The sequence below is a fragment of the Streptomyces sp. NBC_00727 genome (genome assembly GCF_045161745.1).
GTDB lineage: Bacteria > Actinomycetota > Actinomycetes > Streptomycetales > Streptomycetaceae > Streptomyces.
Genome location: NZ_CP108981.1, coordinates 6,978,434 through 7,005,097 on the forward strand (window position 1 = coordinate 6,978,434; position 26,664 = coordinate 7,005,097).

The 26,664-nt window shown below is 72.6% G+C and carries 22 protein-coding genes; 14 read left to right on the plus strand and 8 right to left on the minus strand.

Features of this window, described 5'->3' with window-relative positions:
• Nucleotides 1–21: 21 nt before the first annotated feature.
• Genes OG242_RS31445 through OG242_RS31455 form a run of 3 tightly spaced genes read right to left on the minus strand, consistent with a single transcriptional unit; the run spans nt 22 to nt 8,757 of the window.
• On the minus strand, nt 22–5,907 hold the full coding sequence (locus OG242_RS31445; RefSeq protein ID WP_405901394.1) for an SDR family NAD(P)-dependent oxidoreductase: 5,886 nt from the start codon (nt 5,905–5,907) through the stop codon (nt 22–24).
• A gap of 38 nt (nt 5,908–5,945) precedes the next feature.
• Nucleotides 5,946–7,529, minus strand: a complete 1,584-nt coding sequence (locus OG242_RS31450; protein ID WP_405901395.1) for a PfaD family polyunsaturated fatty acid/polyketide biosynthesis protein — start codon at nt 7,527–7,529, stop codon at nt 5,946–5,948.
• A 58-nt stretch (nt 7,530–7,587) separates the two neighbouring features.
• Nucleotides 7,588–8,757, minus strand: a complete 1,170-nt coding sequence (locus OG242_RS31455) for an SDR family oxidoreductase (RefSeq protein ID WP_405901396.1) — start codon at nt 8,755–8,757, stop codon at nt 7,588–7,590.
• Nucleotides 8,758–9,465: 708 nt separating this feature from the next.
• On the opposite strand from OG242_RS31455, the gene OG242_RS31460 reads away from it, so the two are divergent.
• The 4 genes from OG242_RS31460 to OG242_RS31475 all read left to right on the plus strand — a co-directional run bounded on the left by OG242_RS31460 (nt 9,466) and on the right by OG242_RS31475 (nt 13,065).
• Nucleotides 9,466–10,866 (plus strand): wax ester/triacylglycerol synthase domain-containing protein, encoded by a 1,401-nt coding sequence (locus OG242_RS31460; protein WP_405901397.1) that lies wholly within the window; start codon nt 9,466–9,468, stop codon nt 10,864–10,866.
• A gap of 156 nt (nt 10,867–11,022) precedes the next feature.
• Complete coding sequence (locus tag OG242_RS31465; RefSeq protein ID WP_405901398.1) at nt 11,023–11,637, plus strand: ATP-binding cassette domain-containing protein; 615 nt, start codon at nt 11,023–11,025, stop codon at nt 11,635–11,637.
• Entirely contained in the window at nt 11,634–12,455 is an 822-nt protein-coding gene (locus OG242_RS31470; protein ID WP_405901399.1) for an ABC transporter permease, read from the plus strand. The genes OG242_RS31465 and OG242_RS31470 overlap by 4 nt, the downstream gene beginning before the upstream one ends.
• A gap of 88 nt (nt 12,456–12,543) precedes the next feature.
• Nucleotides 12,544–13,065, plus strand: a complete 522-nt coding sequence (locus OG242_RS31475; RefSeq protein WP_405901400.1) for a hypothetical protein — start codon at nt 12,544–12,546, stop codon at nt 13,063–13,065.
• A 64-nt stretch (nt 13,066–13,129) separates the two neighbouring features.
• Here OG242_RS31475 and OG242_RS31480 read toward each other — a convergent pair whose 3' ends face one another.
• On the minus strand, nt 13,130–13,540 hold the full coding sequence (locus OG242_RS31480; protein ID WP_405901401.1) for an STAS domain-containing protein: 411 nt from the start codon (nt 13,538–13,540) through the stop codon (nt 13,130–13,132).
• Nucleotides 13,541–13,635: 95 nt separating this feature from the next.
• Here OG242_RS31480 and OG242_RS31485 point away from each other — a divergent pair, with 95 nt between their 5' ends.
• The 4 genes from OG242_RS31485 to OG242_RS31500 all read left to right on the plus strand — a co-directional run bounded on the left by OG242_RS31485 (nt 13,636) and on the right by OG242_RS31500 (nt 17,240).
• The gene (locus tag OG242_RS31485; protein WP_405901402.1) at nt 13,636–13,968 is read left to right on the plus strand and encodes a helix-turn-helix transcriptional regulator; all 333 of its coding nucleotides are present in this window, start codon (nt 13,636–13,638) and stop codon (nt 13,966–13,968) included.
• Between the two features lie 250 nt (nt 13,969–14,218).
• Nucleotides 14,219–15,802: a SpoIIE family protein phosphatase gene (locus tag OG242_RS31490; protein ID WP_405901403.1), complete on the plus strand. Its 1,584-nt coding sequence runs from the start codon at nt 14,219–14,221 to the stop codon at nt 15,800–15,802.
• Complete coding sequence (locus tag OG242_RS31495; protein ID WP_405901404.1) at nt 15,799–16,869, plus strand: B12-binding domain-containing protein; 1,071 nt, start codon at nt 15,799–15,801, stop codon at nt 16,867–16,869. The genes OG242_RS31490 and OG242_RS31495 overlap by 4 nt, the downstream gene beginning before the upstream one ends.
• On the plus strand, nt 16,866–17,240 hold the full coding sequence (locus OG242_RS31500) for an STAS domain-containing protein (RefSeq protein WP_405901405.1): 375 nt from the start codon (nt 16,866–16,868) through the stop codon (nt 17,238–17,240). Before OG242_RS31495 ends, OG242_RS31500 begins: the two co-directional genes overlap by 4 nt.
• Nucleotides 17,241–17,267: 27 nt before the next feature.
• Here OG242_RS31500 and OG242_RS31505 read toward each other — a convergent pair whose 3' ends face one another.
• Nucleotides 17,268–17,702, minus strand: coding sequence for an ATP-binding protein (locus tag OG242_RS31505; RefSeq protein ID WP_405901406.1), 435 nt, complete (start codon nt 17,700–17,702; stop codon nt 17,268–17,270).
• Nucleotides 17,703–17,736: 34 nt separating this feature from the next.
• Entirely contained in the window at nt 17,737–18,090 is a 354-nt protein-coding gene (locus tag OG242_RS31510; RefSeq protein WP_405901407.1) for an STAS domain-containing protein, read from the minus strand.
• A gap of 209 nt (nt 18,091–18,299) precedes the next feature.
• On the opposite strand from OG242_RS31510, the gene lanL reads away from it, so the two are divergent.
• The 6 genes from lanL (at nt 18,300) to OG242_RS31540 (ending at nt 25,233) form a co-directional block, all read left to right on the plus strand.
• Nucleotides 18,300–20,954, plus strand: coding sequence for a class IV lanthionine synthetase LanL (gene lanL, locus OG242_RS31515; RefSeq protein ID WP_405901408.1), 2,655 nt, complete (start codon nt 18,300–18,302; stop codon nt 20,952–20,954).
• A gap of 46 nt (nt 20,955–21,000) precedes the next feature.
• Nucleotides 21,001–21,162, plus strand: coding sequence for a VenA family class IV lanthipeptide (locus OG242_RS31520; protein ID WP_405901409.1), 162 nt, complete (start codon nt 21,001–21,003; stop codon nt 21,160–21,162).
• An 85-nt stretch (nt 21,163–21,247) separates the two neighbouring features.
• Nucleotides 21,248–22,294, plus strand: a complete 1,047-nt coding sequence (locus tag OG242_RS31525) for an ATP-binding cassette domain-containing protein (RefSeq protein WP_405901410.1) — start codon at nt 21,248–21,250, stop codon at nt 22,292–22,294.
• Nucleotides 22,291–23,145 (plus strand): ABC transporter permease, encoded by an 855-nt coding sequence (locus OG242_RS31530; RefSeq protein WP_405901411.1) that lies wholly within the window; start codon nt 22,291–22,293, stop codon nt 23,143–23,145. The genes OG242_RS31525 and OG242_RS31530 overlap by 4 nt, the downstream gene beginning before the upstream one ends.
• 186 nt (nt 23,146–23,331) lie before the next feature.
• Nucleotides 23,332–24,327, plus strand: a complete 996-nt coding sequence (locus tag OG242_RS31535; RefSeq protein WP_405901777.1) for a DUF3533 domain-containing protein — start codon at nt 23,332–23,334, stop codon at nt 24,325–24,327.
• 165 nt (nt 24,328–24,492) lie between these two features.
• Nucleotides 24,493–25,233, plus strand: coding sequence for a dienelactone hydrolase family protein (locus OG242_RS31540; RefSeq protein WP_405901412.1), 741 nt, complete (start codon nt 24,493–24,495; stop codon nt 25,231–25,233).
• A 333-nt stretch (nt 25,234–25,566) separates the two neighbouring features.
• On the opposite strand, the gene OG242_RS31545 is transcribed toward OG242_RS31540, so the two are convergent.
• Both OG242_RS31545 and OG242_RS31550 read right to left on the minus strand, forming a co-directional pair.
• Nucleotides 25,567–25,848 (minus strand): hypothetical protein, encoded by a 282-nt coding sequence (locus OG242_RS31545; RefSeq protein ID WP_405901791.1) that lies wholly within the window; start codon nt 25,846–25,848, stop codon nt 25,567–25,569.
• A 97-nt stretch (nt 25,849–25,945) separates the two neighbouring features.
• Complete coding sequence (locus OG242_RS31550) at nt 25,946–26,605, minus strand: TetR/AcrR family transcriptional regulator (RefSeq protein ID WP_405901413.1); 660 nt, start codon at nt 26,603–26,605, stop codon at nt 25,946–25,948.
• Nucleotides 26,606–26,664: the final 59 nt, after the last annotated feature.

The window sequence follows — 26,664 nt, forward strand, 5'->3', positions numbered from 1 at the left end:
AGGCCGGAAAGGGCATGTGGCTCAGGAGGGGCGGCGGACGAGTTCCACGCCGACGAGTTCCAGCAGGACACTCCCGTCGGCGTCGATCAGCGCGGCGTCGCAGCGCGCCCCCGTGGCATGCGTCTTCCGCCCGCGCACCACACACCGGACCTCGCCGTCCACGGGACCGCGCCGGTGCACCCGGCACTCCGCGACCGCCATCGGCAGCGTCTGCGCACCGAGCGCCACCTCCGCCCACAGCAGCGCGAGTTGGAGCGCACCGTCCACCGCGGCCGCGTCCAGCGGCCCGTGCGCGCCTGCCCAGTCCAGCGCACGCAGCCCCGCCACGACCGCCTCGGCACCGTGCTCCGAAGCGCCGTTCACCATGCGCAGGGCGTGGAACCGGGGGCCGTGGAAGAGAGCCGTCCCCTCGTACGGACCGGCCGCGTCGAGCGGCTTCAGGGCGTCGGGGGTCTCCCACACGTCCGGAACCGGCAGGTCGTCGGCGGTGTCCAGCACGGCCCGGTAGTACGCCGTTCCGTCCTCGCCCCGCAGTTCCGCGTCGAGCCCCTTCGGCGCCCCGGGCGCGCCCCGGCTGCCGAGCACGGTGAGCCGGTGACCCGCTCCCGCCAGGTCCGGCAGGGCGCACGTCCTGTACACGCGCAGCTCCCGCACGACGATCGGGCCGGCGGCCGGGAGCCACGCCGCGGCGGCACCGGCGAACCAGTCCAGGGCCATCGCCACGGGCAGCACGGGGACGCCAGCCGGCGCGTGGTCCGCCAGCTGCGGCAGCGAGTCCGCGCGGACCAGCACCTCGGCCCGGGACGAGTCACCGGCCGGCGCGATCGCCGCAGGGTCCTCGCCGGCCACGAGGACGACCCTGGGCTCACCGGCCGCGCCGCCCAACTCGGCGGTGAAGGCGGCGGCACCCTGGGTCAGGGGGATGAGCGGCACCCCGGACCGGCCGAAGTGCGCCGCGAGGGAGGGGGTGACCATGCCGCCCTGCCACGGCCCCCAGGCCACGCACCGCACCAGGCAGTCGGGGCGGCGGGCCTGTTCGGCGGACGCGACCTGGTGCAGGACCTCGTTGGCCATGGCGTAGTCACACTGCCCGGGGTTGCCGAACACGGCGGCCACCGAGGAGAACAGGACGATCGTGTCCAGGGGATCGTCCGCCGTCGCCGCCAGCAGCGCCCGCAGCCCGTCCACCTTCGTGGACATCACCAGCCCGGCCTGTTCGTCGCTCTTCTCCGCGATCCGCTTGTCGGCCAGCACCCCCGCACCGTGCACGACGCCGGTGACCGGACCCCATGCCTCACGTACGTCACGCAGCGCCGCGGCCAGTGCGTCGGCATCGCGGGCGTCCACCTGGACGTACCGGACGGGCGAACCGGCCGCCTCCAGAGCGGCCAGCGTCGCCCGCACCTCGCGCGCGGCCAGGATCTCCCGGGCCCGCGCCGCGACGTGCGCGGGCGAGGCGCCCGTCCCGGCGGCGTCCGCGCGTTCGGCGAGCAGGCGGGTGAGCGAGGGCTCGTCGGGTGCAGCGTCGAGCCCCGCGGGTTCGGCGCCCGGGTCGGTCCTGCCCACCAGCACGATCCGCGGACGGTGCGCCCGGGCCAGGTCCAGCAGGGCGGCCGCGGTGACGCCGCGCGCTCCGCCGGTGGCCACGAGCACCGACGCGGAGGTGATCCGGCCTTCCCCGCCAGGCGTCACCGGAGCGGGCACCAGGCGCGGGACGGCCCGCGAACCGTCGGCCCGGAGACCGGCCTCCCTGTCGGCTCCGCCTTCGAGCAGTTCCCGTACGACCGCCTCGGCGACCTCCTCGTCGTCCCGGCCGCCCCGCTCGCAGTCGACGACCCTGCACGAGGCGTCGGGCCACTCCTTCGCCGCGGTCCTGACCAGTCCGGCGACCCCGCCCAGCCAGGCCCGGTCGCGCGTGCGGCCGCCGAGCCCGAAGTCGCCCCCGGTGTCCTGCACGGCCACGAACACGACGTCGCCCCCGGCCGCCGCCCGCGCCGCCACCGTGCGCGCCGCACGGAGCGCCGACAGGTGGACCTCCCCCGCCTCGTCCGGTGCGCTCGACGAGGTGAGCCCGCCGAGATGGATGACACCCCGTGCGTCCGACGGCACCTCGGCCACGGCGGTGGCGTCCACACCGCGTTCCGCGAGCATGCGGGCGACCAGGCCGGTCAGCCCGGACCCGCCGGAGCCCCCGCCGGTCACCACGACGGGCCCGTCCAGCAGGCCCGCCGTCACCAGGCCGGACGCCGATGACTCCGCCAGGCGCGGCACGAGCCGCGTAAGCGTTACGTCCTCGGGAGGCTCGGCGCGGTCCAGGACACCGGAACCAGGAGAGGCGGAAGACGCCTCACCGGGCGCGGTCACGTCGACGAGCGCATCGACGATCTCTCGCAGTGTGCGAAGCCGCCCCAGGTGCCCGACGTCCCCCGTCGCGAGATCGCCCACCTGACGACGAACGGCCGAAAGGATCTCGACCCGCTTGATGGAGTCGATCCCGAGATCCGCCTCCAACTCCATCCCCGTGTCGAGCATTTCGGCCGGATAGCCGGTGAGCCGGGCCACCACCGACAGGAGCACGTTCTCCAGCTCCTCCGGTGAGAGGGACGGGGACACGTCGGAGGCCGCCGGAACATGCGGCGCCGGGACGACAGGTGCCGGTGGTACGGGCACGGCCTCCGGCGCCGGAGCGGGCACGGTCACCATGGGCGCGGGCGCGTTCACCACCGCGCTGTCTGTCCGCGGCGCGGGACGGGGGAGCGGAACGGCGAGCGCTTCCCCTCCCAGAGGCGCGCCGAGCAGCGCGGCCATGCTCGTCTCGGTCATCCGGAGAAACGCCATGTGGCTGTCCACCAGCATGCGCTGACACGCCGCATGGGCCTCCGCCGTCTGCCGGTGCACCTGCTCGACGGCCGTGTACACGTCCGGACCGAGGGAGGTGACGGTCTCGGGCAGGGGTACGGGGGCATGGACTGCCCCGACGGTCTGCGGAGGCGCAGGGTACTCAGGGGCGTACGCGGGCATGGGGGCCACCTGGGTCTCGGGCTCGGGTACGTACGTGGGCGACGGCCGGCGCTCCGGCTCGGCGGCCGCCGCACGGGGCGGCGGAAGCTGGCCGTGGTTGGCTCCGCTGATCTTCACCGTCATTCGGGGCTCGCGCTCCTTCGCTGAGGTTTCGGGCAGGTCGTAGGACGCCCAGAGAGTGCCGAGATCGAGGGGGACACCGCGCACGGCGAGTTCGCCGAGTGCCGCGTGCAGGCCGCCGGTCCCGGCCCGCCCCGGACCCTCCAGGGATACGGCCACGTGCGGGCGGTCACCGAGGATCTGCCCCGTCAGGACGGTCAGCGCATGGCCCGCACCGACCTCGACGAAGGTCCGCACCCCGTTCGCGTACATCGCCTCGATCTGATCCTGGAAGAGCACCGGCGACGCGAGATGACCGGCGATCCGCCGGCGCACTTCCCCGGGGTCCGAGGGATACGGCGTCGCGTCGGCGTTGCCGTAGACCTCGATCCGGGGCTCCGTGAGCGCCACCGAACGCAGGTACGCGGCGAGCGGCTCGGCGGCCGGGGCGACGACCGGACTGTGGAACGCGGTCGATGTGGCCAGCCGCCTGGTCGCCACCCCCTCGGCGGCGAAGCCCTCCTCTGCGCGTGCGATGGCGTCGACCGCGCCCGAGAGCACCACCTGCCGGGGGGAGTTGTGATTGGCGGGCCAGACGTCTCCGTAAGCTCCGGCGGCCAGCACCTCCGCGACACGGGCGTGGTCCGTCGCCACCGCCAGCATCGCGCCCGGTGTGCCCGCCGCGTCCCGCATCAGCTCACCCCGGCGACGGGCGAGACCCACCAGAGCCCCGGCGTCCAGCACGCCCGCACAGTGCAGCGCCACCAGCTCCCCGAAGCTGTGCCCGGCCACGCAGTCCGGGCGCAGCCCGAGCTCCCGCACCACCTCCAGCAGCGCCAGCGCGTGCACCGCGAGCGCCGGCTGCGCCCACTCGGTGGCGTCCAGCAGCGCCCGCCGGGCCGCGTGCTCCTCATCGGTGAAGGCGGGCGGCGGGAACACGACCCGGTGCAGCGCCCGGCCGTCGAAGGAGGCGCCGCCCAGCCGGTCCCACACGGCCTGCGCGGCCGGCGACAGCATGGCGACCCCGGCGCCCATCCCGACGTACTGCGCACCCTGGCCGGGAAACAGGAAGCCGATGCGACCGGGAGCCGGTTCCCCGTACGCGTAGCGGGTTCCCTGCGGCGTGGCGAAAGCCGTGCCGGGCCGCTTCCTGATCAGCGCGAGCGCCTGGTCGTACTTCTCCCGCAGATCCTCCCCGTCGGCGGCGACGATGGCCAGCCGCACGGGGTCGGTGGGGGAGAAGGACGTGTGGCTCTCCCGCGCCAGTGCGGCGAGCGGGCGGCCCGCGTCCGTCGGCGGCGGGACGAGAGCGGCGGGGGAGCCCCCGCTGAACAGGACGAGTTCGCTCGGCGCCGAGCGGTGGCGCAGGGCCACGCGGCCACCGGATCCGGAGGGCACGTACTCCTCCAGCGTGACGTGGAAGTTGCTGCCGCCGAACCCGAAGCTCGACACCGACGCCCGGCGGGGATGACCGGGCGGACGTACCCAGGGGCGTGTCTCGGTGTTCACGTAGAACGGACCGTCGGGGAGAGCCGCCGCCGGGTTGGGGCGCTCGACCTTCACGGTCGGCGGCAGCACCTGGTGGCGCAGGGCCATGACCGCCTTGAGGAGCCCCGCGGCGCCCGCCGCACACTTCGTGTGGCCGATCTGGGACTTCACCGAGCCGATCGCACACCACTGCCCGTCCGCACGGCCCGACGCGCCGAACACCTCGCCGAGTGCCGCGAGTTCGGCCGTGTCGCCGGCCCTGGTCCCGGTGCCGTGCGCCTCGACCAGCTCGACGGTCTCCGGTCCGTAGCCGGCGTCCTCGTACGCGCGACGCAGGGCCCGCGCCTGGCCCTCGGGCAGCGGCGCGTAGATCGCGGTGCCCCGGCCGTCGGATGAGCTGCCGATACCCCGGATCACCGCGTGGACGCGGTCGCCGTCCCGCTCCGCGTCGGCCAGCCGCTTCAGGGCGTACATGACGACGGCCTCGCCCAGCATGGTGCCGTCCGCCTCGGCCGAGAACGGCCGGCAGTCACCGCTGGGGGACAGCGCGGGCGTCTTGGAGAAGCACAGGAACATGCCGACGTCGTTGCCGGTGTCCACGCCCCCGCTGATCACCAGGTCGGCCCGGCCGAGCGCCAGCTCACCGACCGCCGTGGACAGGGCGGCCAGCGAACTGGCACAGGCCGCGTCCGTGGTGTGGTTGATGCCGTGCAGGTCGAACCGGTTGGCGATCCGGCCCGCGACGACGTTGCCCAGCAGACCGGGGAACGTCGACTCCCGCCACGGCTCGAACCGGGCCGAGATCCGGTCGCACACCGCCTGCGCCTCGGCCTCGGCGAACCCGCTCTCGCGGAGCGCGGCGAGCCACACGGGGCGGTGCGTCCGCCCGTACATGTGCGGAAGGAGTTCCAGGGCGGCCGCGCCGAGGACCACACCGGTCCGGTCCGGGGCCGGTCGCGCCCCGCCACCGGCGTCCGCCAGCACCTGGTCGGCTACCACCAGGGCCAGGAGCTGCGAACTGTCCGTCGACGACAGGACGGTGGGCGGAACGCCGTACGCCATCGGATCGAAGTCGACCTCCGGCAGAAAGGCGCCCCGGCGGGCGTACGTCCGGTCGGGGGCGGCCGGGTCCGGGTCGTAGTGGTCTTCCACCCGCCAGCGGGACGCGGGAACCTCGGTGATCAGGTCCTGTCCGCCGGACACGATCCGCCAGTATCCGGCCGCGTCCGTCGCACCGGGCACCAGGGCGCCCACTCCGACCACGGCGACGGGATTGCGGCCGAGGAGGGAGGAACGCATGGATCCTGAAGGGGTGGGCTTCGGAAAGCCGGGGCCGTTCATGCCGGCTCGCACGGCGCGTAGGCGAACGCCTCGGGGGGCAACGGGACGCCATGGGTGCGCAGTTGGTGGACTCGCGTCAGCACGGCCGCGCCTTCGAGTAGGTTCAGGGCGATCCCGACCACGGTCCGGTTCGCCGGATCGGCCAGCGGTGTGCCCGCCACCCACCGGTTGAAGGAGCCCATCGAGGGGCCGCACCAGATCTGGTAGTCGGTACGCCGTGATGTCTCGCCGGCGATCGCCCAGCGGCTCGAACTCCCCAGGTACCAGCGGAAGACCAGGGCCATCCGGTGCTTGGGGTCCGTCTCCGCGCGGGTGATCTCCGAGGGGTCGCGCCGCTCCCAGAACGCCCGTGTGTGCTGCCAGACCTCGTCGAACGACGCGCGCAGCACATCGCGTTCGAGCACGGCACGCAGGGCGGGCGGGATCTCCTCCAGTGCGTCGTGCGCCCGGTACGCCGCGTGGAGCCGCCCGGCCCGCTGCGCGAACATCGTCCCCCGGGCGAGTACTTGCAGCTTCACGCCGAGTTCGAACATGTCGGCCGCGGGCGCCATCGCCACGTCCGCGATGTCGGCGTCGCACAGCATGGCCTTGGCCTCGTCGGACAGGCCGGCCTCCACGGCGCTCTGGTTCACCGACCCCACGAGCACGTACGACGCACCGAGGGCGAAGGCGGCGGCCACCGCGTCGGGCGTGCCGAGACCGCCGGCCGCACCGATCCGGACCGGCCTGCGATAGCCGTACCGCGCGCACACCTCGTCGCGCAGCGCCGCGATCCTCGGCAGCAGCACCGACAACGGCCGGTTGTCGGTGTGCCCGCCGCTGTCCGCCTCCACGGTGATGTCATCGGCCACCGGCACGCACGCCGCCAGTTCCGCCTCCTGCCGCGTCAGCCTGCCCTGCGCCACGAGGGAGCCCAGCAGACCGGCAGGGGCGGGAGAGAGGAACCGCTCGGCCACCTCCGGCCGGGAGACCTTGGCGAGCATCCGCGTACGCCGGACGATGCCACCGCCCGCGTCCCGGCGCAGCCCCCGGGCCGAACACCACACGACGGCCGGGGTCAGCTCCATGTACGCCGACGCCGAGACGAGGGGGACACCGCAGCGGACCAGGAGTTCGGCGACGCGTGACTCCAGCTCCGGCTCGGCCGGTGAATGAATGAGGTTCACGCCCCAGTTCCGCCGCTCGCCCAGTTCGTGGACGAGCGTGTGGACCGCCCGCTCCACCTCCGGGTACGCCAGACCGCCCGCGCCGAAGAAGCCCAGCATGTCCGCCCGTGCCATCGCCGCCACCATGGCGGTGGTCGCGATGCCGTTCGCCATCTCACCGGCGATATAGGGGAACCGGACCCCGTGTGCCTCGCAGAAGGTACGGCCGCCGAGCCATTCGGGGTACAGCGGCGGCAGCGTCGCGAGCACCCGGTCCGGCGGCACGGGACCGCACGCGAGCCCCAGCTCACGCCCGTCCGGCCCGCCGACCAGATGGACGGGTTCCCGGATGCGCCGGGCACAGGCGGCGATTCCGTCGAGGGCGAAGGCATCCGGGGGCATGACGGATGCGCCGGAAGCGGCGAGGACGGACACGGAGAGGCTCCAACGGGACAGGAGGCGGGCTGGTCGGCGAGAAGGGGGAGGGGGACGGTCAGGCGCAGTGAACGGACGACGAAAGGTCCGCTGGGGCGCCCGGCGGGCCCGGCACGGTCCACGGGCGCGCGGCCAGACCCGACCAGAGGTAGTCGGCCCCCAGCGGGGCGGACGCGGCGGAGGGGCCCAGCCGAGCCCGGACCCGGGTGTCGTCGAACCGTCGCCGGTGCGCGAGGTAGGGCGTCATGCCCGGGTAGAAGCCGAGCAGGGCCTCCAAGGCCGACGGGGTGTCCGGTCTGGCGTCCACCAGCTCGATGGAGACCGGGACCAGCCGTTCCAGCACCGTCACGACGGTCGTCACGGGCACATCGCGGTCGTGGACGACGTGGTACGTGTCGACCCCGCCCGAGGGCGCCCGGCCGGCCAGCCGCACCATGACCTCGGCCGCGTGCTCGACCTGGAGGAGGTTGAGCCGGCCGTGCGCGTGCCCCACCATCCGGACACGGGGCCGGGAATCCAGGGCGCCGGTCCGCAGTGCGGGGTCGACGGGGCCGGTGGTGTGTCGCGCGTCCCGCAGGATCCGTTCGACGACCTGCAAGGGGTGCGACGGGAGTTCGGGGTGCGGCGGCAGGTCGGTGACCAGGATGCCCGGCCGCAGCACCAGGGCCGGCCGGCCGTGCTCCCTCGACCAGGCGTGCACCAGCAACTCCGCCTCGTACTTCGAGCGTTCGTAGGCGTTCTCGAAGCCGCGTGCGTCGTCCAGCTCGTCCTCGTACGCCACCCCCTCGCGCCGGGCGCCGGCCACGAACGCGGTACTCACGTGATGCACACGGGGTCGCAGCCGCCCCGCCGCGGCCAGCTCCAGGACGTGCCGTGTCCCTTCGACATTGGTCCGGCGCAGCTCGGGGAGGTCGCCTTCCAGATTGATGCTTCCGGCGCTGTGCCAGAGCGTGCCGATACGGTCGGCCAGTTCCTGGAACGCCTGCCGGGACAACCCCAGCCGGGGCCGCGCGAGGTCCGTCTCCACCACCCGCAGCCGGTCGGGGAGGGCGGCGGTGAACGCCTTTGATGCGCCGGTCAGTTCGAAGAAGCGGCTGATGCGGTGCAGAGCGTCGCCCGACCCCGCGTGCGCCAGCACCGTCACCGACCGGTGCGTCACGAGAAGACGACGCAGCAGGCGCAGTCCGAGAAATCCGGTGGCGCCGGTGAGGGCTACGTGCACGGCCATGGCTCCAAGGGCTTCGGACGGGACAGCCGCGTCCCGCCGCGCAAAGCTATGGGGCGGGGCGCCGCCGGTGTGACGACTGGCAAGTGCGGGACGCGCCGTGCCGACGGTGCGGTCGCACCCCGAGCGGCTCGCCCCGTCGGACCGGAACCGCACCGACGCTCCGATCCCCGGCCCTCCCGGCCGCGTTGATCTTCGGCGCACGGCACACCCTGTCAGACGGCAGGCGAAGCGGAAGACCTCGATCCGTGCTGCTCACCCGAACGAAGTACGCCCGCGATCATGGGCCGCGTACGTCAGTGCGGAGGTGGCAAGCCGTCCCTTCTGCCCACACGCGGTGGGACTTCGAGGCGCCTGCGGGGACGGGGGCGCATGACGCATCCCTCCTTCGAGGGATCCTTCGGATCGGTCCGAAGCCGGGTGCCGCACGATCCAGGGGCGGGGGCACAGGCGCTGTGACGCGGGCACAGCACGGCGGTTCAGGGGGCCAAGCCGTACGCGGAGCAGCCCTGGGCCGGCCGGTTCGGCGAGCTGGAGAGAGGACCGGCGCCCGTTGCCGGTGCGGACCCGGCCCGGCCGGCGGACATCCTGAGGGGCGCGGCCGGGGGAGAGGGACTGCGAGGCCGTGGTCCACGGCACGTCCCGCCGATCACCCCTGTCACCACCTGTCCCGCCAGCCCGCAGACCCGTCACGCATTGGAGTCGAAACCCATGTCCGCTTCCGGTCGGTCCACCCCGTCGGCGGAGCCGGCGCCGCCCGCCACATCCGTCCCGTCCGCCCGGCCCGCGCCGCCCGGCGACCACTCCGGCGAGGCGGCCCCGGAAGGCCGGCCCGAGCCGCCCCATGTGCCCGTCCACCCCGTGGACCGGGCCTTCCTGAATCTGGAGCGCGCACGCCCTGACGTCCGCTGGGACGCCGGGGGCATCGCGTACCTGAGCGGTCCGCCCCCCGCCCTCGCGGACCTTCGCGCGTACTTCGGTCACCGCCTGCGCGCGCTGCCGCTCATGACGAGCCGTATCGAGGGCGGCCGGCGACCGCGATGGCAGCCGGACGAGGGCTTCGACGTGGACCGGCACGTGCACGAGGCCGTCGCCGACGGGCCCGGCGGCTGGGACGCCGCCCTGCACACCGCGCTCAACACCCCCCTCGCACCCGGCACCTACTGGGGGGCCTGGCTGATTCACGGCCACGACCCCGACGCGTACGCCCTGTGCTACCGCTTCCACCACGCCTGCCAGGACGGTGCGGCAGCGGCCATGACCTTCCGGGCCGTGCTCGGTGAGGGGGAATCCTCCGGCCGGCCCGTGCCCGGCCGGGCCCGCCGGGCCGCGGTGCCCCGCCGTGCGGCCGCCGCTGTCGGGATGGCCGCCAGGTTCGCGGCCGGCACGATCACCGTACGCGGCCACCGCCCCGTCGCCGCCTACGTGCCGACCGGGGAGCGGCGGCTGTACCGGGGGCGCGTGCCGTCGGACACCCTGCGGAGGATCGGTGCGGCCCGGGACGGCTCGGCGCACGACGCATACCTCGCGGCGCTCGCGGGCGCGTTGGCGTCCTGGGCCGAGGAGTCGGGGGTGCCGCTGCCACGGGTCACGGCCGTGCTCCCGGTCGACGCACGACGCCCCGACGAGGAACAGACCTGGGGGAACCGCTGCTTCGCGCTGCCGCTGGAACTGCCCGTGCGCCTCGCCCCCGCACCCGCCGACGCGTCCTCGGACAGCGACGCCGTCCGGCGGCTGGACCACGTGACGACGGCGACCCGCAAGCTGCGCGGCGCCGCACGGCGGCAGACGATCGTGGACCTGGTGCGCCACATGCCGGCCCGGCCCACCGAGTGGTACATGCGCCGGGTGCTCTCCCCGCGCGTCACCAACATCATGACCACCTCGATGCCGCTCGCCGACCGGGGAAACCTCGGCGAGACCCGGGTGACGGGCACCGCCCTGCTGCCGCTGCTCGTACCCGGGCATCTCTTCGCGGTCGCCCTCTCGTCCTTCGGCGAGTGGGCGGAGGTGTCCGTCGTCGTCGACAGCGGCCTGCCGCTGGGTGAGCGGCTGCCCGAACTGTGGGAGCGGACCGTCGCGGAACTGGAGGAGATCCCGGAGCCGCGATGAGCCGGCGCACGACAGGTCCGCGCCGCACCGGGCCGACGCTTGCGCGGACGGTGCGCCGGCACCACCGTTTCCGGTGCGCCGGCCGCTCGTTGGGCACGAGCGGGCCCGGTCACGGGGGCCGACGACCGGCCACACCAGCCACGACGGAGCAGCGCGATGGACGTCACCGATGTGCACCACTCCTACCGGCGGCACGCCGTCCTGCGGGGCGTCGGCCTCCAGTTGCGACCCGGCACACTCGCCGGGATCGTCGGGGAGAACGGCGCGGGGAAGTCGACCCTGCTCAAGATCCTCGCCGGTGAACTCGCCCCGGACCGGGGAACGGTCCGGCACAGCGGCAGACTCGGCTACTGCCCCCAGGCCGTCGTGCTCGACGACTCGTTCACCGTCCGCCAGCACCTCGACTTCTTCCGGCACGCATTCGGCCTGCTGGACCTCCGGCGAGCCTTCGAGGTGATGGAGATCCTGGCCTTCACCGAGTACCTCGACCACCGCGCGGGGCTGCTCAGCGGAGGTTCGAGGCAGAAGCTGAACCTGACGCTGGCGCTCATGCACGACCCGGACGTCCTGCTGCTGGACGAGCCCTACCAGGGGTTCGACTGGGAGACCTATCTGCGGTTCTGGGAGCTGGCGACGAGCCTGCGCGACGCCGGACACTCGGTGCTGGTCGTCTCGCACCTCGCGTACGACATCGACCGGCTCGACCTGCTGTGGCGGCTGGACGGCAGACGCCTGCACCTGAGCGACACGCGTACGGAGGCGACGGCGTGAAGAGGCACTGGTCCCTGTTCGTCACGGCGTCCCGCTACGCCCTGATCGGCCACGCCCGCAACCGGTTCGCGATGCTGCTGGTGGTCGTGTACATCCCCGTCTGGATCGGCCTGGCCTATGTGGCCATTCCCGGCCGGCCCGCACCGTTCCGGCTGCGGGCCACCGGCGAGATCCTGTCCCCGCCGGGCAACCACCTCACCCAGATCACCGGCGCGCTCAACGCGGTCACCCTGATCGCCGGTTTCATGATGTTCGCCGCCACCTTCACCGGAGGCGCCTTCGACCGCCGCCTCGCCATGGCTGGATACCCCCGGTATCACCTCGTCCTCGCCAAGCTCTCCGCGCTGACGCTGGTCTGCACGGCCGTTGCCGCGTACGCCACGGCTGCAGCGGGCTTCGCCTGGACCCCGAGGCAACCCCTGATGCTGGCCGCCGGACTGTTCCTCGCCGCCCTGACCTACGGGGCGCTCGGCGTGGTCTTCGGATCGGTGCTCCGCCGCGAGGTGGAGGGGATGTTCGCCATCCTCATGATCAGCATCCTCGACGTCGCCCTGCAGAACCCGCTCTCCAGCTCGGGATCCGACAGCCCGGTCGTCCGATTCCTGCCGACGTACGGAGCCGTGCAGGCCAGCATGTCCGCCGCCTTCTCCGATGCGCCGGTGGGCGAAGGGCTCGCGATCCAGTTCCTCTGGCTCACCGGCGCCGCGTGCGCCGGACTGCTGGTCTTCCGCAGGCGCACCCGCGACGCGCTGCCTGCCCGGGGGAGGGCCGGCGTGCCGGCGCCCACCCGGTCCCCGGAGGCGGCACGACAGCCGTGACCTACGAATGCCGGTGATCGTTCTGTAGCCGTCGGGCGCTCACACGGCGCCCGCGGCGCCACCCCCTCGTGCAAGGAGCACTACTCCCATGACCATTTCGCGTACCGCCCGGAGCACCGTACTCGCCGCGGCTCTCCTGACCGTCTCCGCGCTGGCCGCCCCGTCCCCGGCGCAGGCGGCGTCCTTGCCGCCCGCCTGTCAGGAGGCGCTGCTGGAGACCTTCGACAAGTTCCCCGTGGTCGACTTCACGGTCCCGGACAAGGCCAAGAACACGATGCTCGCCGAGGTCCTCGGCCTGAGCGAGGCCGATCAGCAGGTGTTCACCGAGAAGGCGTGCGCGGCCTGGAACAGCTGGGCGACCGCCAACGGCCAGGCCGTAGCCACGGACCTGGACACGCGCTACCGCAACGCGGCGGGGCCGGTGTGCAACAAGTTCGCGAAGTCGTCCCTCGCGACGATCAAGAAGTACGCCCCGAACGTGCCCGCCGAAACGCGTGACCTGGAGAAGCTGGCCAAGAGGATCTGGAAGGACTCCATGGCGAAGCTGGCCGCCGACGCCACCAACGCCGACTGCCGTACCGCGTACGACACGGCGAAGGCCGGCTGGTAACGAGACCCGCGGACCGCGCGGCTCCGCCCCGCATCCCGTACGGGACGGAGCCGCGACCCCGCTGTCAGCAGGCGGCTGCTTCCTCGATCGTCGCCCGGACGTACAGGACCGCGTCGAGCCCGGTCAGCTCCAGCAGGCGCTGGAGCTGGGGCTCCGGGGCGGCCACGCGCAGGGCGCCTGCCCGGTGGGTGAGGATCAGAAGGTTGAGGAGCGAGGAATCCGCGAAAGTGATCCCCGAGGCGTCCAGGACCACCTTGGGATGCCTCCAGGCCGCCGAGGTCAGTGCCTCCTCCAGCCGTGCGATCGACTCCGAGTCGCACGAGCCACTGGCCGCGACCACCCACACACCGTGCCGCTCGTACTCCACCACCACGGCCTGCGCCGGGCCGGGCCCGGCCGCCTGGCGCGGCGGGTGCACGCTGCTTGTTCCGACGTCGCTCGCGCGTGCTGCCGGAACGGCTTCGCCGTACGACACCCGAGGCCTCCCGTGGCTTTCACCCTGTCAGTGATTACACGAAAAGTATGTCATGTAGTTGAGGGCGGGCAAGCATGCGCGCTTAGATGGGAGACATGCCTGGAGTACCCGAATCCCACACCGGATGGACGTTCATCACCAACCACGCGCGTGTGCTGGCGACCATCGCCGAGGACTCGACTGTCCGTATCCGCGACATCGCCGCCCGTTGCAGACTCACGGAGCGTGCGGTTCAGCGGATCATCTCCGACCTCGAGCAGGACGGATACCTCTCCCACACCCGAGAGGGCCGCGCGAACACCTACCGCATCGAACCGGACAAGGTGCTGCGCCACCCGGCCGAAGCCGGCCTTTCCGTCGCGTCGCTGCTCACCCTCCTCGTGCAGGACGAAACGGACCGCGGCAGGGACCGGGTGAAGGCCACGTGAGGGTTGTGCGTCCAGCGGGCGGTGGGGCGGTAGAGATATCACACTCTGTTACCGCGGCGGAGGGCGGCTGATTGCCAGCGGGGGAGGCGCTGCGTGATAGTTGCCGCAAGGCAATGCTTCTCCGTCCAGTTGGAAGGTGGTGCCGCTCGCCGCAGGCGGGCGCCCCCTCATGGCTCCTCCGCAAGGAACTCCCGCTACGAGAACCGGCGCACGCCCGGCGTCCGGCGCATGGTCCACGGCCCCGCATCCGGTGATCGAGAGCGCCGCGGACGGCGTGCTGACCGAGGTGAACCCCGCTGCCTCCCGGCTCCTGCGGGACGCGCGACCGGGGGCCAGGATGGCCGACGCGGCACCGGCCTGGCTCGCGCGGGCGGACCAGGATCTACGGGACCGCATCGTGAACGGGTCCGGGCACACCGACGGCGGTGCGTCGGGGTGGATCGGTGCCCGGAGCTTCGAGGCACACCCCGGCCGGAGCGGGAACGGGAACGTGGTGTGGTGGCTCGTGGAGGACACCGACCGCAGACGCGCCGAGGAGGCACTCGCCACCGAACGCGAACGAACCGCATTCCTCACGGAGGCGTCCCATGTCCTGCTGTCCTCGTTGAACACCGACCGATGCGTGACCGCCACGGCCCGACTCGCCTCCGAGTACCTCGCTGAGGCAGCCGTCGTCGTTTCCCCCGCCAAGGGCGACAAGTTGCCCCTTGCCCATGCGGTCGCCGGCCAGGAAGTCGTCCGCGGCCTCGTCGCGGCCGACCCGTCCCAGCTGCCCGGCCTGGACGAGGCCCTCCAGGGATTCCCGCCGGTACCTTCGCGCTGGATAGACCCCGGCGCACTGCCCGCGTGGATGATCCCCGAGGGCTACACCGGAACGATCACTTCGGTCGTCATCACGCCGCTTCCCGGCCAAGGCGTCCCGGCGGGCGCTCTGGTCCTGCTGCGCAGCGGCGGCCAGTTCACGGAGAACGAGCAGATCTTCGCCCGGCTCTTCGCCGCACGGGCCGGTGCCGCCCTGTCCGCCGCCCATCTGTACGCGGAGCAGAGCGCCATCACGCACACCCTGATGCAGGACCTGCTCCCGCCCCGGCTGCACCGCGTCAACGGAGTCGAGTTCGCGGGCGGATACCGGCCCGCGGCGGCCCGGGAACGCGTCGGCGGAGACTTCTTCGACGTCCACCACTCAGGCACCGACGAGGACGATTCCTCCCTGGTGGTCCTGGGGGACGTGTGCGGCAAGGGGCTGGACGCGGCCGTGCTCACCGGCAAGATCCGCAACACCCTGCAGGCCCTCGTCCCGATGTCGGACGACCACCAGAAGATACTGGGACTCCTCAACGGGGCGCTCCTCAACTCCCACCACACCCGCTTCGCGACCATGGTCCTGGCCTCGGTCCGGCGTACGGACCACGTGGTGCGCCTACGGCTCACCTCCGCGGGTCACCCCGTGCCGCTGGTGGTGCGGTTGGACGGCCGGGTCGAGGAGGTCGGGGCCCACGGCACCCTCATCGGCGCCCTCCCCGACATCGAGTCCCGGACCGTCGAGACCGTCCTGCGTTCCGGCGAGACATGCCTGCTCTACACCGACGGGTTCACCGAGGCCCGGGGCGGCCCGCTCGGCGACGAGATGTTCGGTGAGGAGAGGCTGAAGCGGGCGCTGTCGGAATGCGCGGACATGCCCGCGGAGGCCGTGGTCGAGCGCATCCAGATGCTCGCAGCCCAGTGGGTACGGGGCGGCGGCCACGACGACATGGCGGTGGTCGCGATCACCGCGCCCCGGACGAACCACCTCAGCGCGGTGGACGGACACACGCGAGGCAGGTACACCGCATGACGGCCGTGACGGCGGAGCTCCGCGACCGGCTCCTGACCGCCGCGGCCCTGGAACGCGACGAATTCGCCGCCGCCGGCCTCGTCACCAGCGCCCTCGATGACGGCATGCCCGCTGAATCGGTCCTCCTCGACCTCATCGCACCGGTGCAGGCGCGGGTGGGCACCGAGTGGGCGGCCAACCGCCTCACCGTCGCCCAGGAACACGCCGCCAGCGCCATCGTCGAGCGGGTGATCACGGCACTCGCCCACCACCCGGCCGCCCGCACGAAGCCCCGCCTCGGCAAGGTCGCCGTGGCCTGCGTGGAGCAGGAATGGCACTCGCTGCCCGCCCGGCTCCTGGCCGAGGTCCTCACCCTGCGGGGCTGGGAAGTCGACTTCCTCGGAGCCCAGGTGCCCACCCCGCACCTCGTCTCGCACCTCCACCACACAGGTGCGGACGTCGTCGCCCTCTCGTCTTCCATCCCCACCCGGCTGCCCGTGGCCCACGCGGCGATCACCGCCTGCCAGTCCGTCGGAGTACCCGTCCTCGCCGGCGGGGCGGCCTTCGGGCCCGACGGCCGCTTCGCACGGATGCTCGGTACGAACGCGTGGGCGCGCGACGCGCGCGGCGCCGCCGAGCAGTTGGACGCGGGCATGCCCCCGTCCGCCCGTGGCGACGTACGGCAGCAGATCGACGACCTGCCGCATCTGGTCGATCAGGAGTACACCCTGGTCTCGCGTGCGCAGGGACAACTCGTCAAGCAGGTCCTGACGAAGCTCGAAGACACTTTCCCGGCCATGACCGCGTACACCGGCGTTCAGCGCGAGCGCACCGCGGAGGACATCGCGCACATCGTCGAGTTCCTGTCCGTGGCGATCTACACCGACGACGACGAGTTGTTCACCACCTTCATGACCTGGACCGCCGACGTCCTCACGGCCCGCCGCGTTCCCGCCCGTTCCCTGCCGCCCGTCCTGGACATCCTGATGACCGAACTCAAGGACTTCCCCCGGGCTCTGAGGCCCCTGCACAGGGCGCGGACCATCCTGGCCGAAACCGCCACAGCACACCCGGGAGCCCACGCATGAGCGCCCCGCCCCTCTTCCTCACCGTCGAATCGGAGGGCGGGGCCCTGTGGCTGCGCCTCGCCGGCGTTCTCGACTACGACACCAGTGACGAGCTCGCCGCGCGGGCCGACGCGTGCGTCGAGCAGGACCCACAGGCCGGCGAGCTGCACCTCGACTGCGAGAAGCTCCGGCTCTGCGACTCCACGGGGCTTTCCGCACTGCTGATGATCCACCGCCGGACCACGGCCCGGGGGATCAGACTCTTCCTCGACAACCCGCCACCCTTCATGGAGCGGATGCTGAGCGTCACGGGCACCCGGGACCTCTTCGCACTGGAGAACGAGAAGCCACGGCACAGGCGCCCCGACGAGGTGCGCGAGACGACGGACTGAGGCGCCGGGTCCCCGATTCCCGGCCGGTCACGGATACGAGGGCAGGGCCATCAGCACCGTGATCCGCTTGCCGCCCGCGTGGAAGCTGATGGACACCCGGCTGGCGAGCAGGCGCACCAGCGGCCAGCCGTAACCACCGATCCGCGCCGCGCCGGCCCGCACCTTCGGCCCCACGTCCGCCGACTCGGCGGGACTCTCCGTACTCGCGTCGCCCACGGTGATGCGCAGACCCTCATCCGTGACCTCGGTCTCGAATGCGGTGAGACGACCACCGTGCCGGAAGGCATTCGTCACCAGTTCCGACGTGACCAGCAGCACGTCGTCCACCACGTGCGCGGGCCACTGCGCCACAACGGCTCCGAAACGTGCCGCCAGCAGATCGGACACGATGCCTCGTGCGGCGGCCGCGTTCCGCGGAACGGCCGAGAGCCGTTCCGCCTCCCCTCCCGCTTCTATCGACACCCGGACACCCCCACGCCCCCGCGGACCGGCGCGCTCAGCAACGGAGTGCCGCTTCGACGTCGTCCGCGAACCGGAACGCGCCCGAAGTACCGGTGACCTCGAAGAGCCTGCGGACGCCCGATTCCAGTGGACCGGCCAGGACGAGCGGCACCCCCGCCTTCGCGTGTCCCCGCTGACCGCCCAGCAAGGAGTGCAGCGCCGCGGAGTCGGCGAAAGCCACCCCGGACAGATCGACCACCGTACGCACACCACCGTCCGCCACCGCTGCGGTCAGCGCGGCCGACAACTCGCTGCTGCCCGACCACCCGTCCAGACTGCCCCGGACCCGGATCAGCACCACATCGCCGGCCGTCTTCTCGGAACCGACCGACCGTTCATCTTCCGCCATGCGTCATATCTTCCTACGTCCCACTGCCGGGCCATCGCCGAGGGGCTCGCCGCACGTGCGCCTCCCCTTGCGCCGGGCGGCGCCGGACCAGGTAAAAGCGATACCCGCACGCTCGCTGGAGCAGGTGATTCCGGCTGGGGCGCGTTCCACGCTCACGTGTCATGGGCAATTTCCGATCAGCGGTCCTCACCGTTGAGAGGGACACCCACATGACGAGCAACGCCACCGAAGTCGACCTCGAGAGCCTTCTCCGCCGAGCCCTGGAAGCCACCCGCACGGCCGCCCGCTGGACGGCCGGAACCGACGAGACGTGGTGCCGCGTCGCACCACGCTCGGCGACCCGCCGCGACCAGGGCTGGAAGCTGCACCTGTCGGCAACGGCCGCCTCCGCGCCGACGGTCCTCGTACGGGCCCTGGACGTGCTGCTGCCGGACACGTCGGCCTTCAAGTTCGCGCGCTCGCTCGACCAGGTGAGCACCCTCAACTCCCGCGCCACGCCCCGGGGAAGCTCCGGAAAATTCCTCACCGTCTACCCGCGCTCCGACGCCGACGCCGTCCGGCTCGCCCAGGACCTGCACGCGGCGACGGCCGGACTCGCGGGCCCGCGCATCCTCTCCGACCAGCCCTACGCACCGCACAGCCTGGTGCACTACCGCTACGGCGCCTTCGTCGCCCGGCAGCGACTGTCCGACCAGGGCCTGCTGATCTGGTACATCGAGGACCCCGACGGCAACCCCGTGGAGGACGCGCGCACCGGCCGCTACTCACCGCCCTCCTGGGCCGTCTGCCCCTTCCCGGACACCGTGCCACTCCCGCCGCCCGAGACGGCCGCGGCCGGCGGCCCGGTCCTGCTCGGCGACCGCTTCGCGGTACGGGAGGCCATCCGTCACACCAACAAGGGCGGCGTCTACCGGGGCACCGACATGACCACCGGCGCCCCCGTGGTCATCAAGGAGACCCGGCCCCATGTGGAGGGCGACGCGTCCGGCCGCGACGTCCGAGACTGGCTGCGCGCCGAGGCCCGGATGCTGGAGAAGCTGAAAGGCACCGGGCTCGCCCCTGAAGCCCTGGCCCTGTTCGAGCACGGCCAACACCTCTTCCTGGCCCAGAGCGAGGTCCCCGGCGTCAGCCTGCGCACGTGGGTCGCCGAGCGCTTCCGCGATCTGGGCGCCGAGCACTACCGCCGCGAGGCCCTGGCCCTGGTCGCCCGGCTCGTCGACCTCGTCACGGCCGCCCATGCCCACGGCTGCGTCCTGCGCGACTTCACGCCCGGCAACGTCATGGTCCGCCCCGACGGCGAACTGCGCCTCATCGACCTGGAACTCGCCGTCGACGCGACCGGCCCCTGTATGCCCACCCGGGTCGGCACCCCCGGGTTCAGTCCCCCCGAACGCCTGACGGACGCACCCGTGTCCGTGACGGGCGACTACTACAGCCTCGGCGCCACCACGTGCTTCGTCCTGACCGGGAAGGTGCCGAACCTCCTGTCCGAGGAACCCGCCACCAGAAGTGACGAGGAACGGTTCGCCGCCTGGCTGAGAGCCTGTACCGGGTACGCGAAGCCCCCGGACGGCGTGGCGGACATGATCACCGGACTGATGAGGGACGAGCCCGCCGCACGCTGGGGCACCCGCCGGGCGCGCGCGGCCCTGCGCAGACCGGAAGGGGCGGGCTCTCCACGGAACGCCCCGGCACGGGCCGAGGACGTGGACGATGCCGTCACCGGACTGGTCAACCACCTCGTCGACTCGATGACCCCGGCGGACGACCGGCGCCTGTGGCCGGTGTCCACGGCGGCGGGGGAGACCAACCCCTGCACCGTGCAGCAGGGCGCGGCGGGTCCCCTGGCCGTACTCACGCGGTACTTCGAACTGACCGCGGACCCGCGCCTGCCCGAGCTGCTCTCGGCGGCGGGCCACTGGATCGCGGACCGCACCCACCCGCAGTCCACCCGCCCCGGCCTGCACTTCGGGGACCGAGGCACCGCCTGGGCGCTGTACGAAGCCGGGAGAGCCCTCGACGACCGGGCACTCGTCGGCCACGCGCTCGCCCTGGCACTGACCCCGCAGGAGCCCACACCCCACCACGACATCACCCACGGCACCGCCGGCAGCGGGATGGCCGCCCTCCACCTGTGGCACCGCACCGGCGACCCGCGCCTCGCCGAGCTCGCCGTCGACGCGGCCGACCGGCTGGCGGCCGCCGCGCAGCGCGAGCCGTCGGCGGCGAGCTGGCCGGTTCCCGCGGAAGCCCTCTCCGGAGAAGCCGGCAAACGCTACCTGGGCTTCGCCCACGGCTCCGCCGGCATCGGCTGCTTCCTCCTCTGCAGCGCGGTCGCCTCCGGACGCGAGGACCACCTGCGGCTCGCGGTCGAGGTCGGCGAACACCTCCTGCACAGCGCCGTACGCATCGGAGAGGCGGCCCAGTGGCCCGCCCAGGCCGAGGACGAACCCACCGCCCCGTACTGGTGCCACGGCGCGGCCGGCATCGGCACCTTCCTCGTACGGCTCTGGCAGGTCACCGGCGACGACAGATTCCGCGACCAGGCCCACCGCAGCGCCCTCGCCGTCACCGAACGCGCCGCACGCGCCCCGCTCTCCCAATGCCACGGACTCGCCGGCAACGGCGACTTCCTCCTCGACATGAGCACCGCCACGGGGGACGCCGCCTACCGCGCGATGGCGGACGACATGGGCCGACTCGCCCGCACCGAAGGAGCCCGCCGCCACCGGCACCTGGTCTTCCCCAACGAGTACGGCGACGTCTCGACCAGCTGGAGCGACGGGTCGGCCGGAATCCTGGCCTTCCTCCTGCGGCTCCGGCACACAGACCCCCGGCACTGGCTGGCCCAGCTGCCGGGCTGAGCGGCAGAAACCCTGCCGCCCAACCACAAAGAAGAAGGAGAGAACCATGGAAACCCAGACCCAGGACCTCGAACTCCTCGCCCACCTCCACGCCCTTCCCGAGACCGACCCCGTCGGCGCCGAAGGGGCGGCGTTCTCCGCCACCTGCGAGTGCATCGGCCTGCTGACGGTCCTCAACACGGTCTGCATCGGCATCAGCTGCGCCTAGGACCGGCATAACGTCCGGCCGGCGGCTGTCCCGGGACAGCCGCCGGCCGGAACCCACCGGCCAACCAGAGGTGAGGACCGGCCCCATGCGACTGCACACCGGTGACGAGGAACTCGCCCACGAGCCCACCCCCGACGCCCACGCCACACCCCGACCGCCCGAGCCCGAGCAGGCCATCACCACGCGCGGCCTGGTCAAGAGCTACCCCGGCCCCCAGGGCACCACCATGGCGGTCAACGGCCTCGACCTGGACGTCCGGCGCGGCGAGACCTTCGCCTTCCTCGGACCCAACGGCGCCGGGAAGTCCACGACCATCGCCATGCTGTGCGCCCTCGCCCGCCCCACCTCCGGCCACGCCACGGTGGCGGGCGCGGACGTCCGTACCCAGCCCCACCAGGTCCGGCAGCGAGTCGGCATGCTCTTCCAACAGAGCGCACTCGACCCGGACCTGACGCCCGAACAGAACCTGTACATCCACGCACGGCTCTACGGACTGCGACGCGGCTACGCCAGGCAGCGCACCGCCGAGGTTCTGGAGGTGGCCGGACTGACCGACCGGCGGCGTTCCCCCGTACGCACCCTGTCGGGTGGCATGCGCCGCCGCCTGGAGATCGCCCGCCAACTGCTGCACGCGCCGAGTGTGCTCTTCCTGGACGAGCCGACCACCGGCCTCGACCCCCACGCCCGCGCACAGATCTGGGACCACCTGTACGCCCTGCGGGAAAGGCGCGGCAGCACCCTCTTCGTCACGACCCACCAACTCGAAGAGGCCGCCAACTGCGACCGCGTCGCCATCATCGACCACGGCCGGCTTGTCGCGCAGGGCACGCCCTCCGCTCTGAAGGCGGCCATCGGCGACGACCGCGTCGTGCTGCGCACCAGCCAGGACGACTCGGCGTACGCAATCGTCCGACGCATCGTGCCGCCGGGGCACACCGTCACCACGGACCCCGACGGGATCTGCCTGCGTCTGCCCGATGGCAGCTCCTGGATTCCCCGCCTCTGCGCGGCCCTCGAAAGCCACGGCATCGCCGTCCGCGCCGCTTCCGCCACCCCGCCCACACTCGACGACGTCTTCTTCCACCACACCGGCCGCAGCATCCACAGCGAACCGCCCGGAGGCGGCCGATGACCGCGCTCCCCCTCGACGCGCCCGCCACCCGCGACAGCGACCGACCGGCGCGCCTGCGACACGAACTGCGAGCGATCCACGGCCTGATCCACCGAGACCTGCTGCGCCTCGCCGGCCAGCGCGCCCATACCGCGCTGATGCTGCTCCACCCGGTGCTGTACCTGCTGATCCTGGGAGGCGGACTCGCCGCCCTCATCCCCGACTCGAAGCTGGGGGTCGGCTACCAGACCTACCTCTTCCCCGGCATGCTGATGATGACCGTGCAGACGCCCGCCATCCTGGTCGGCATCCGCCTGATCACCGACCGGCAGAGCGGCTACCTTCGAGAACTCCTGATGGCCCCGGTAAGCCGCTCGACCCTGCTCCTCGGCAGCTGCGCCGGCGGCACCCTCGTCGCCACCATCCAGGGTGCCGTACTCCTCGCTCTCGCCGGCGTCGTCGGCCTGCCCTACGACCCGCTCCTCCTGGCCCTGCTCCTCGCCGGCATGTCGCTGATCTCCTTCACGATCACCGCCCTCGCCCTGACCCTGGCCGTGAGCCTGCGTCGGCCCGAGACCTTCCACACACTGCTCGGCGTGATGATGATGCCCCTGCTGTTCCTCTCCGGCGGCTTCTTCCCCCTGCAGACCCTCCCCGCCTGGATCCACGCCCTGGCCGCCGCGAATCCGCTCGCCTACGGCATCGACATGCTTCGCGACAGCATCGCCCTGCGAGCCCCGGACGGGGCGGCCGTCGGCGGTGTCACCTGGGCCGGACACCCCGTCCCGCTCGCCGTGAAGGCCGCCCTGCTCCTGATCACCGGCGTCGGGGCCCTGCTCTGGGCCGCTCACCAGTTCGAACGCCAGGAGTGACCGGCCGCGCACCTGTTCCGCCGAACGAGTGGGCACGGCACCGGCCATGCGTGTTCTCTCCGTACGGCGCGGACCGGCGATGAGGATGTCGGCGGAATGGGTGCACCGGTCAATCACGGCTGAGAGCAGGTACGTCACGTGGCGGACGCAGAGGGTTCGACGACGAGGGTCGACGCGTGGACGGAGATGCGGGACGCGATCACCACCAGAGCCGTCCTCGTCATGGTGGGCGTGCTGCTGCTCCAACTGGGCTTCGCCCTATCGTACATGGGGGCCTTCCACGCCCCTGAGCCGCACCGCATCCCGATCACGCTGGTCGCCCCGCGCGCCGTGGAGGCCGACCTCGTCGCCCGGCTCAACGCACTGCCAGGCGACCCGGTGCACGTCACCGCCGTACACGACCGCGCGCAGGCCAGGGCACGGCTTCTGGAGCGGAAGACCGACGCCGCGCTGATCGTCGCGGTGACCGGGCGTACCGACACCCTGCTGATCGCCTCGGCGGGCGGCCCCTCGGCGGCGGACGCCGCGGCGAAGGTCGTGGCGACCGTCGAGCGGACGCAGGACCGCGCCCTGACCGTCCGTGACATCCGCCCGCCCGCAGCCGGGGACACCCGGGGGCTGTCGTCCTTCTACCTCGTACTGAGCTGGACGATCGGCGGCTACCTCGCCGCGTCGGCGCTGAACATGGCGGCCGGCTCCAAGCGACCCACCCTCCGGCGCTCCATCGTGCGGCTCGCGGCGATGGTGCCCTACGCCTTCATCTCCGGGATCGGCGGCGCCATCATCGTGGGGCCCGTGCTGCACTGCCTGCCGGGCGCCTTCTGGGAGCTCGTCGGCATCGGCACCCTGGTCGTGTTCGCCTCCGGGGCCGTGGGGGTGGCCCTCCAGTCGGTGGCGGGCACGATCGGCCTCGGCCTGACCATCCTCATCTTCACGATCCTCGGCAACCCGAGCTCCGGCGGCGTCTACCCCGCGTCCCTGCTGCCGCCCTTCTGGTCCGCGATCGGCCAGGCCCTGCCACCCGGAGCCGGTACGACGGTGGTGCGCAACACGGTCTACTTCGACGGCAACAACACCACGGGCGCACTGTGGATCCTCGGCGCCTGGGCATTCGGCGGAATCGTCGTGGCCCTGCTCGCCGCCGCCCTGCGCGGCCGGCGGGCCCGCACGGAAACCCGTTAGCCGACGGCAGCGGCACACTGCTACATTCTCCCGGCCGTGCGAAAGAACGAGGAGGTGGTACCCGTGAACGCAGTATCGACATGGGTGCTCCCCTCCGGAGTCACGGTCGGGCGATAGGCAGGTCGTCCGGGAGCGCCAATCTGTGCACTCCCGAAAGGCACGATCATGCATTTCACTTCCGAGCAGCGCCTCGACGACGGCGTACTCGAACGCACCTTCACCCTCGGTGACATTCCCGGCATCCTCTGGACTCCCGCATCCGCTTCGGCGTCCGCACCGGTGCCGCTCATCCTGCTCGGCCACCCCACGCTCGGCCTCAACAAGATGTATCCGCGTCTGCTCGGCCGGGCCCGGCACTCCGCGGCGGGGGGCTTCGCCACGGCCACCATCGAGCTCCCCGGCTGCGGCGACCGGCCCCGGCTGCCCGCCCTCGACCAGGCCCGCGCCGACATGCGCCGGGCACTGGAGTCGGGCGAACCGCTCAGCGACGAGATCGTCGACGCCCTCGTCCTCCCGCTGGTCGACCGGGCGGTCCCGGAGTGGCAGGCCGCCCTGGACGAGCTTCTCGCGCTGCCCGGGATCGACGGCCCGGTCGGCTACTCGGGGGGAGTGATCTCCATCGGCGTCCGGCTGGCGCTGGTCGAGCCGCGCCTTGCGGCCGCCGTCCTCTTCGCCGGAAGTTTCGTCCCGCGCGCCACCTTCGAGGAAGCCCGCCGGATCACCACTCCGCTGCACGTCCTGTTGCAGTGGGACGACGAGAGGAACGACCGGCAGGCGTCGCTGGACCTGTTCGACGCCTTCGGCACCGAGGAGAAGTCCCTGCACGCCCACATGGGCGGACACACCGGTGTCCCGCAGCACGCCGGGGACCCCGCGGTCCAGTTCTTCGCCCGGCACCTGAAGTAGCACCCCAACGGCACCCCCGCGCGTGCTCCGGCACCGCGGGGGTGCCGTGGGCCCGTCCGTGGCGCCGGGCCGGCTGAAGTGCGGGGCATCCAGACGTCCGCCGCCCGCCTCACCCCCTGGAATGACCCGACCTTGAAGTGGGGCTGACACCCGAGATGCTGCCCGTCGTCGTGACCACCTGCCTGACCCGCGGATCCGCCCTGCCGGCGCGCACCCACGGCGTGATCGTCCGCAGACCGCCGGCACTGTACGACCTCGGCGCGATGGACGTGCTGTGCCTGCAGCCGCCCGTACGGTCCCGCCGACGAACTGGCCTCGACTTCCGCGGCTTCGTCAGCTTCCGCGAACGCCCTCGCACCGGGAGCCGTCGAGGCGACGGCCCGTCTCACCGGCCAGGGCGTTGGCGTCCAGGTCCTCACGGGCGACCACCCGGCCGCGGCCGACCGCCTCTGCCGCGACCCGGGGCTGGAGCCGGGCGATGTGGTGGACGCCGGCGCCCCGGGCCCGCTCGACGGACGGACGGCCGGCCGGTCTGGCGGACGGGACCGCATCACGGTCTTCGCCCGGCGCGGGCCCGAGGGCAAGGCGCGGATCGTCACCGCGCCGCGCGCACACGGCCGCACGGTCGGCTTCGTCGGCGACGGCCTGCCCGCTCCCGACGCCGGGTCTGTCCGCCGGCCGTGGCCCCGGCCCACATCCATGAGCCGCTCCGCTAGCCGGCCCGCACGACCGCTTCGACATGAGCGAGGTGAGCCGCGAGGATCTCCTCGAAGGCCGCCTGATGATCCGTCTGCAGCGGGCGCAGGTCGCGGGCGAAGTGTGCCATCGCGGGGAAGCGCTCGGGATCGGCGCCCAGAACCGTCACGCGGAACAACTCCATTCCCTGTTCGCGCTCCTGCGGGGTGAGCGTGTCGGCCCCCGCCTCCGAGGCGATCAGCGCGGCGATGAGCACCACGATCCGGTGGTAGTGCACCGGGATCTGCCCGTCGGGCAGGCCCGAGGCGCGCAGGGCCTGGAGCACCTCCTCCATGACCAGCCGCGAGCCGGCGCCGCCCGACACGTAACGCCCCCAGACCCTGGCGAGCTGCGGCTGCTGACTGAAGGCGTTCCGCACGCGCAGGGCCAAGGCGGTGAGGCGCTGCTTCCAGTCACCCTCGGGGCCGTGGCCCTCCATGGCGGCGAGCAGGACCCGGTCGGCGACGGCGCGCAGCAGTTCGGTCTTGCTGCGGAAGTGCCGGTAGAGGCTCGACGAATCGGTCCCGAGGGTCGCCGCCAGCTTTCGTACGCTGAACGATTCCGTCGTGTTCGTCCGCAGTAGCTCGGCCGCCGAATCCAGGATCTCGTCGGTTGTCCAACGCCTTCTGCCTGCCATTTCTCTCCTCTCGCCGGGTTCCAGCCTAACCTATGCACTTGGTGTTGCACGCAGCGCGT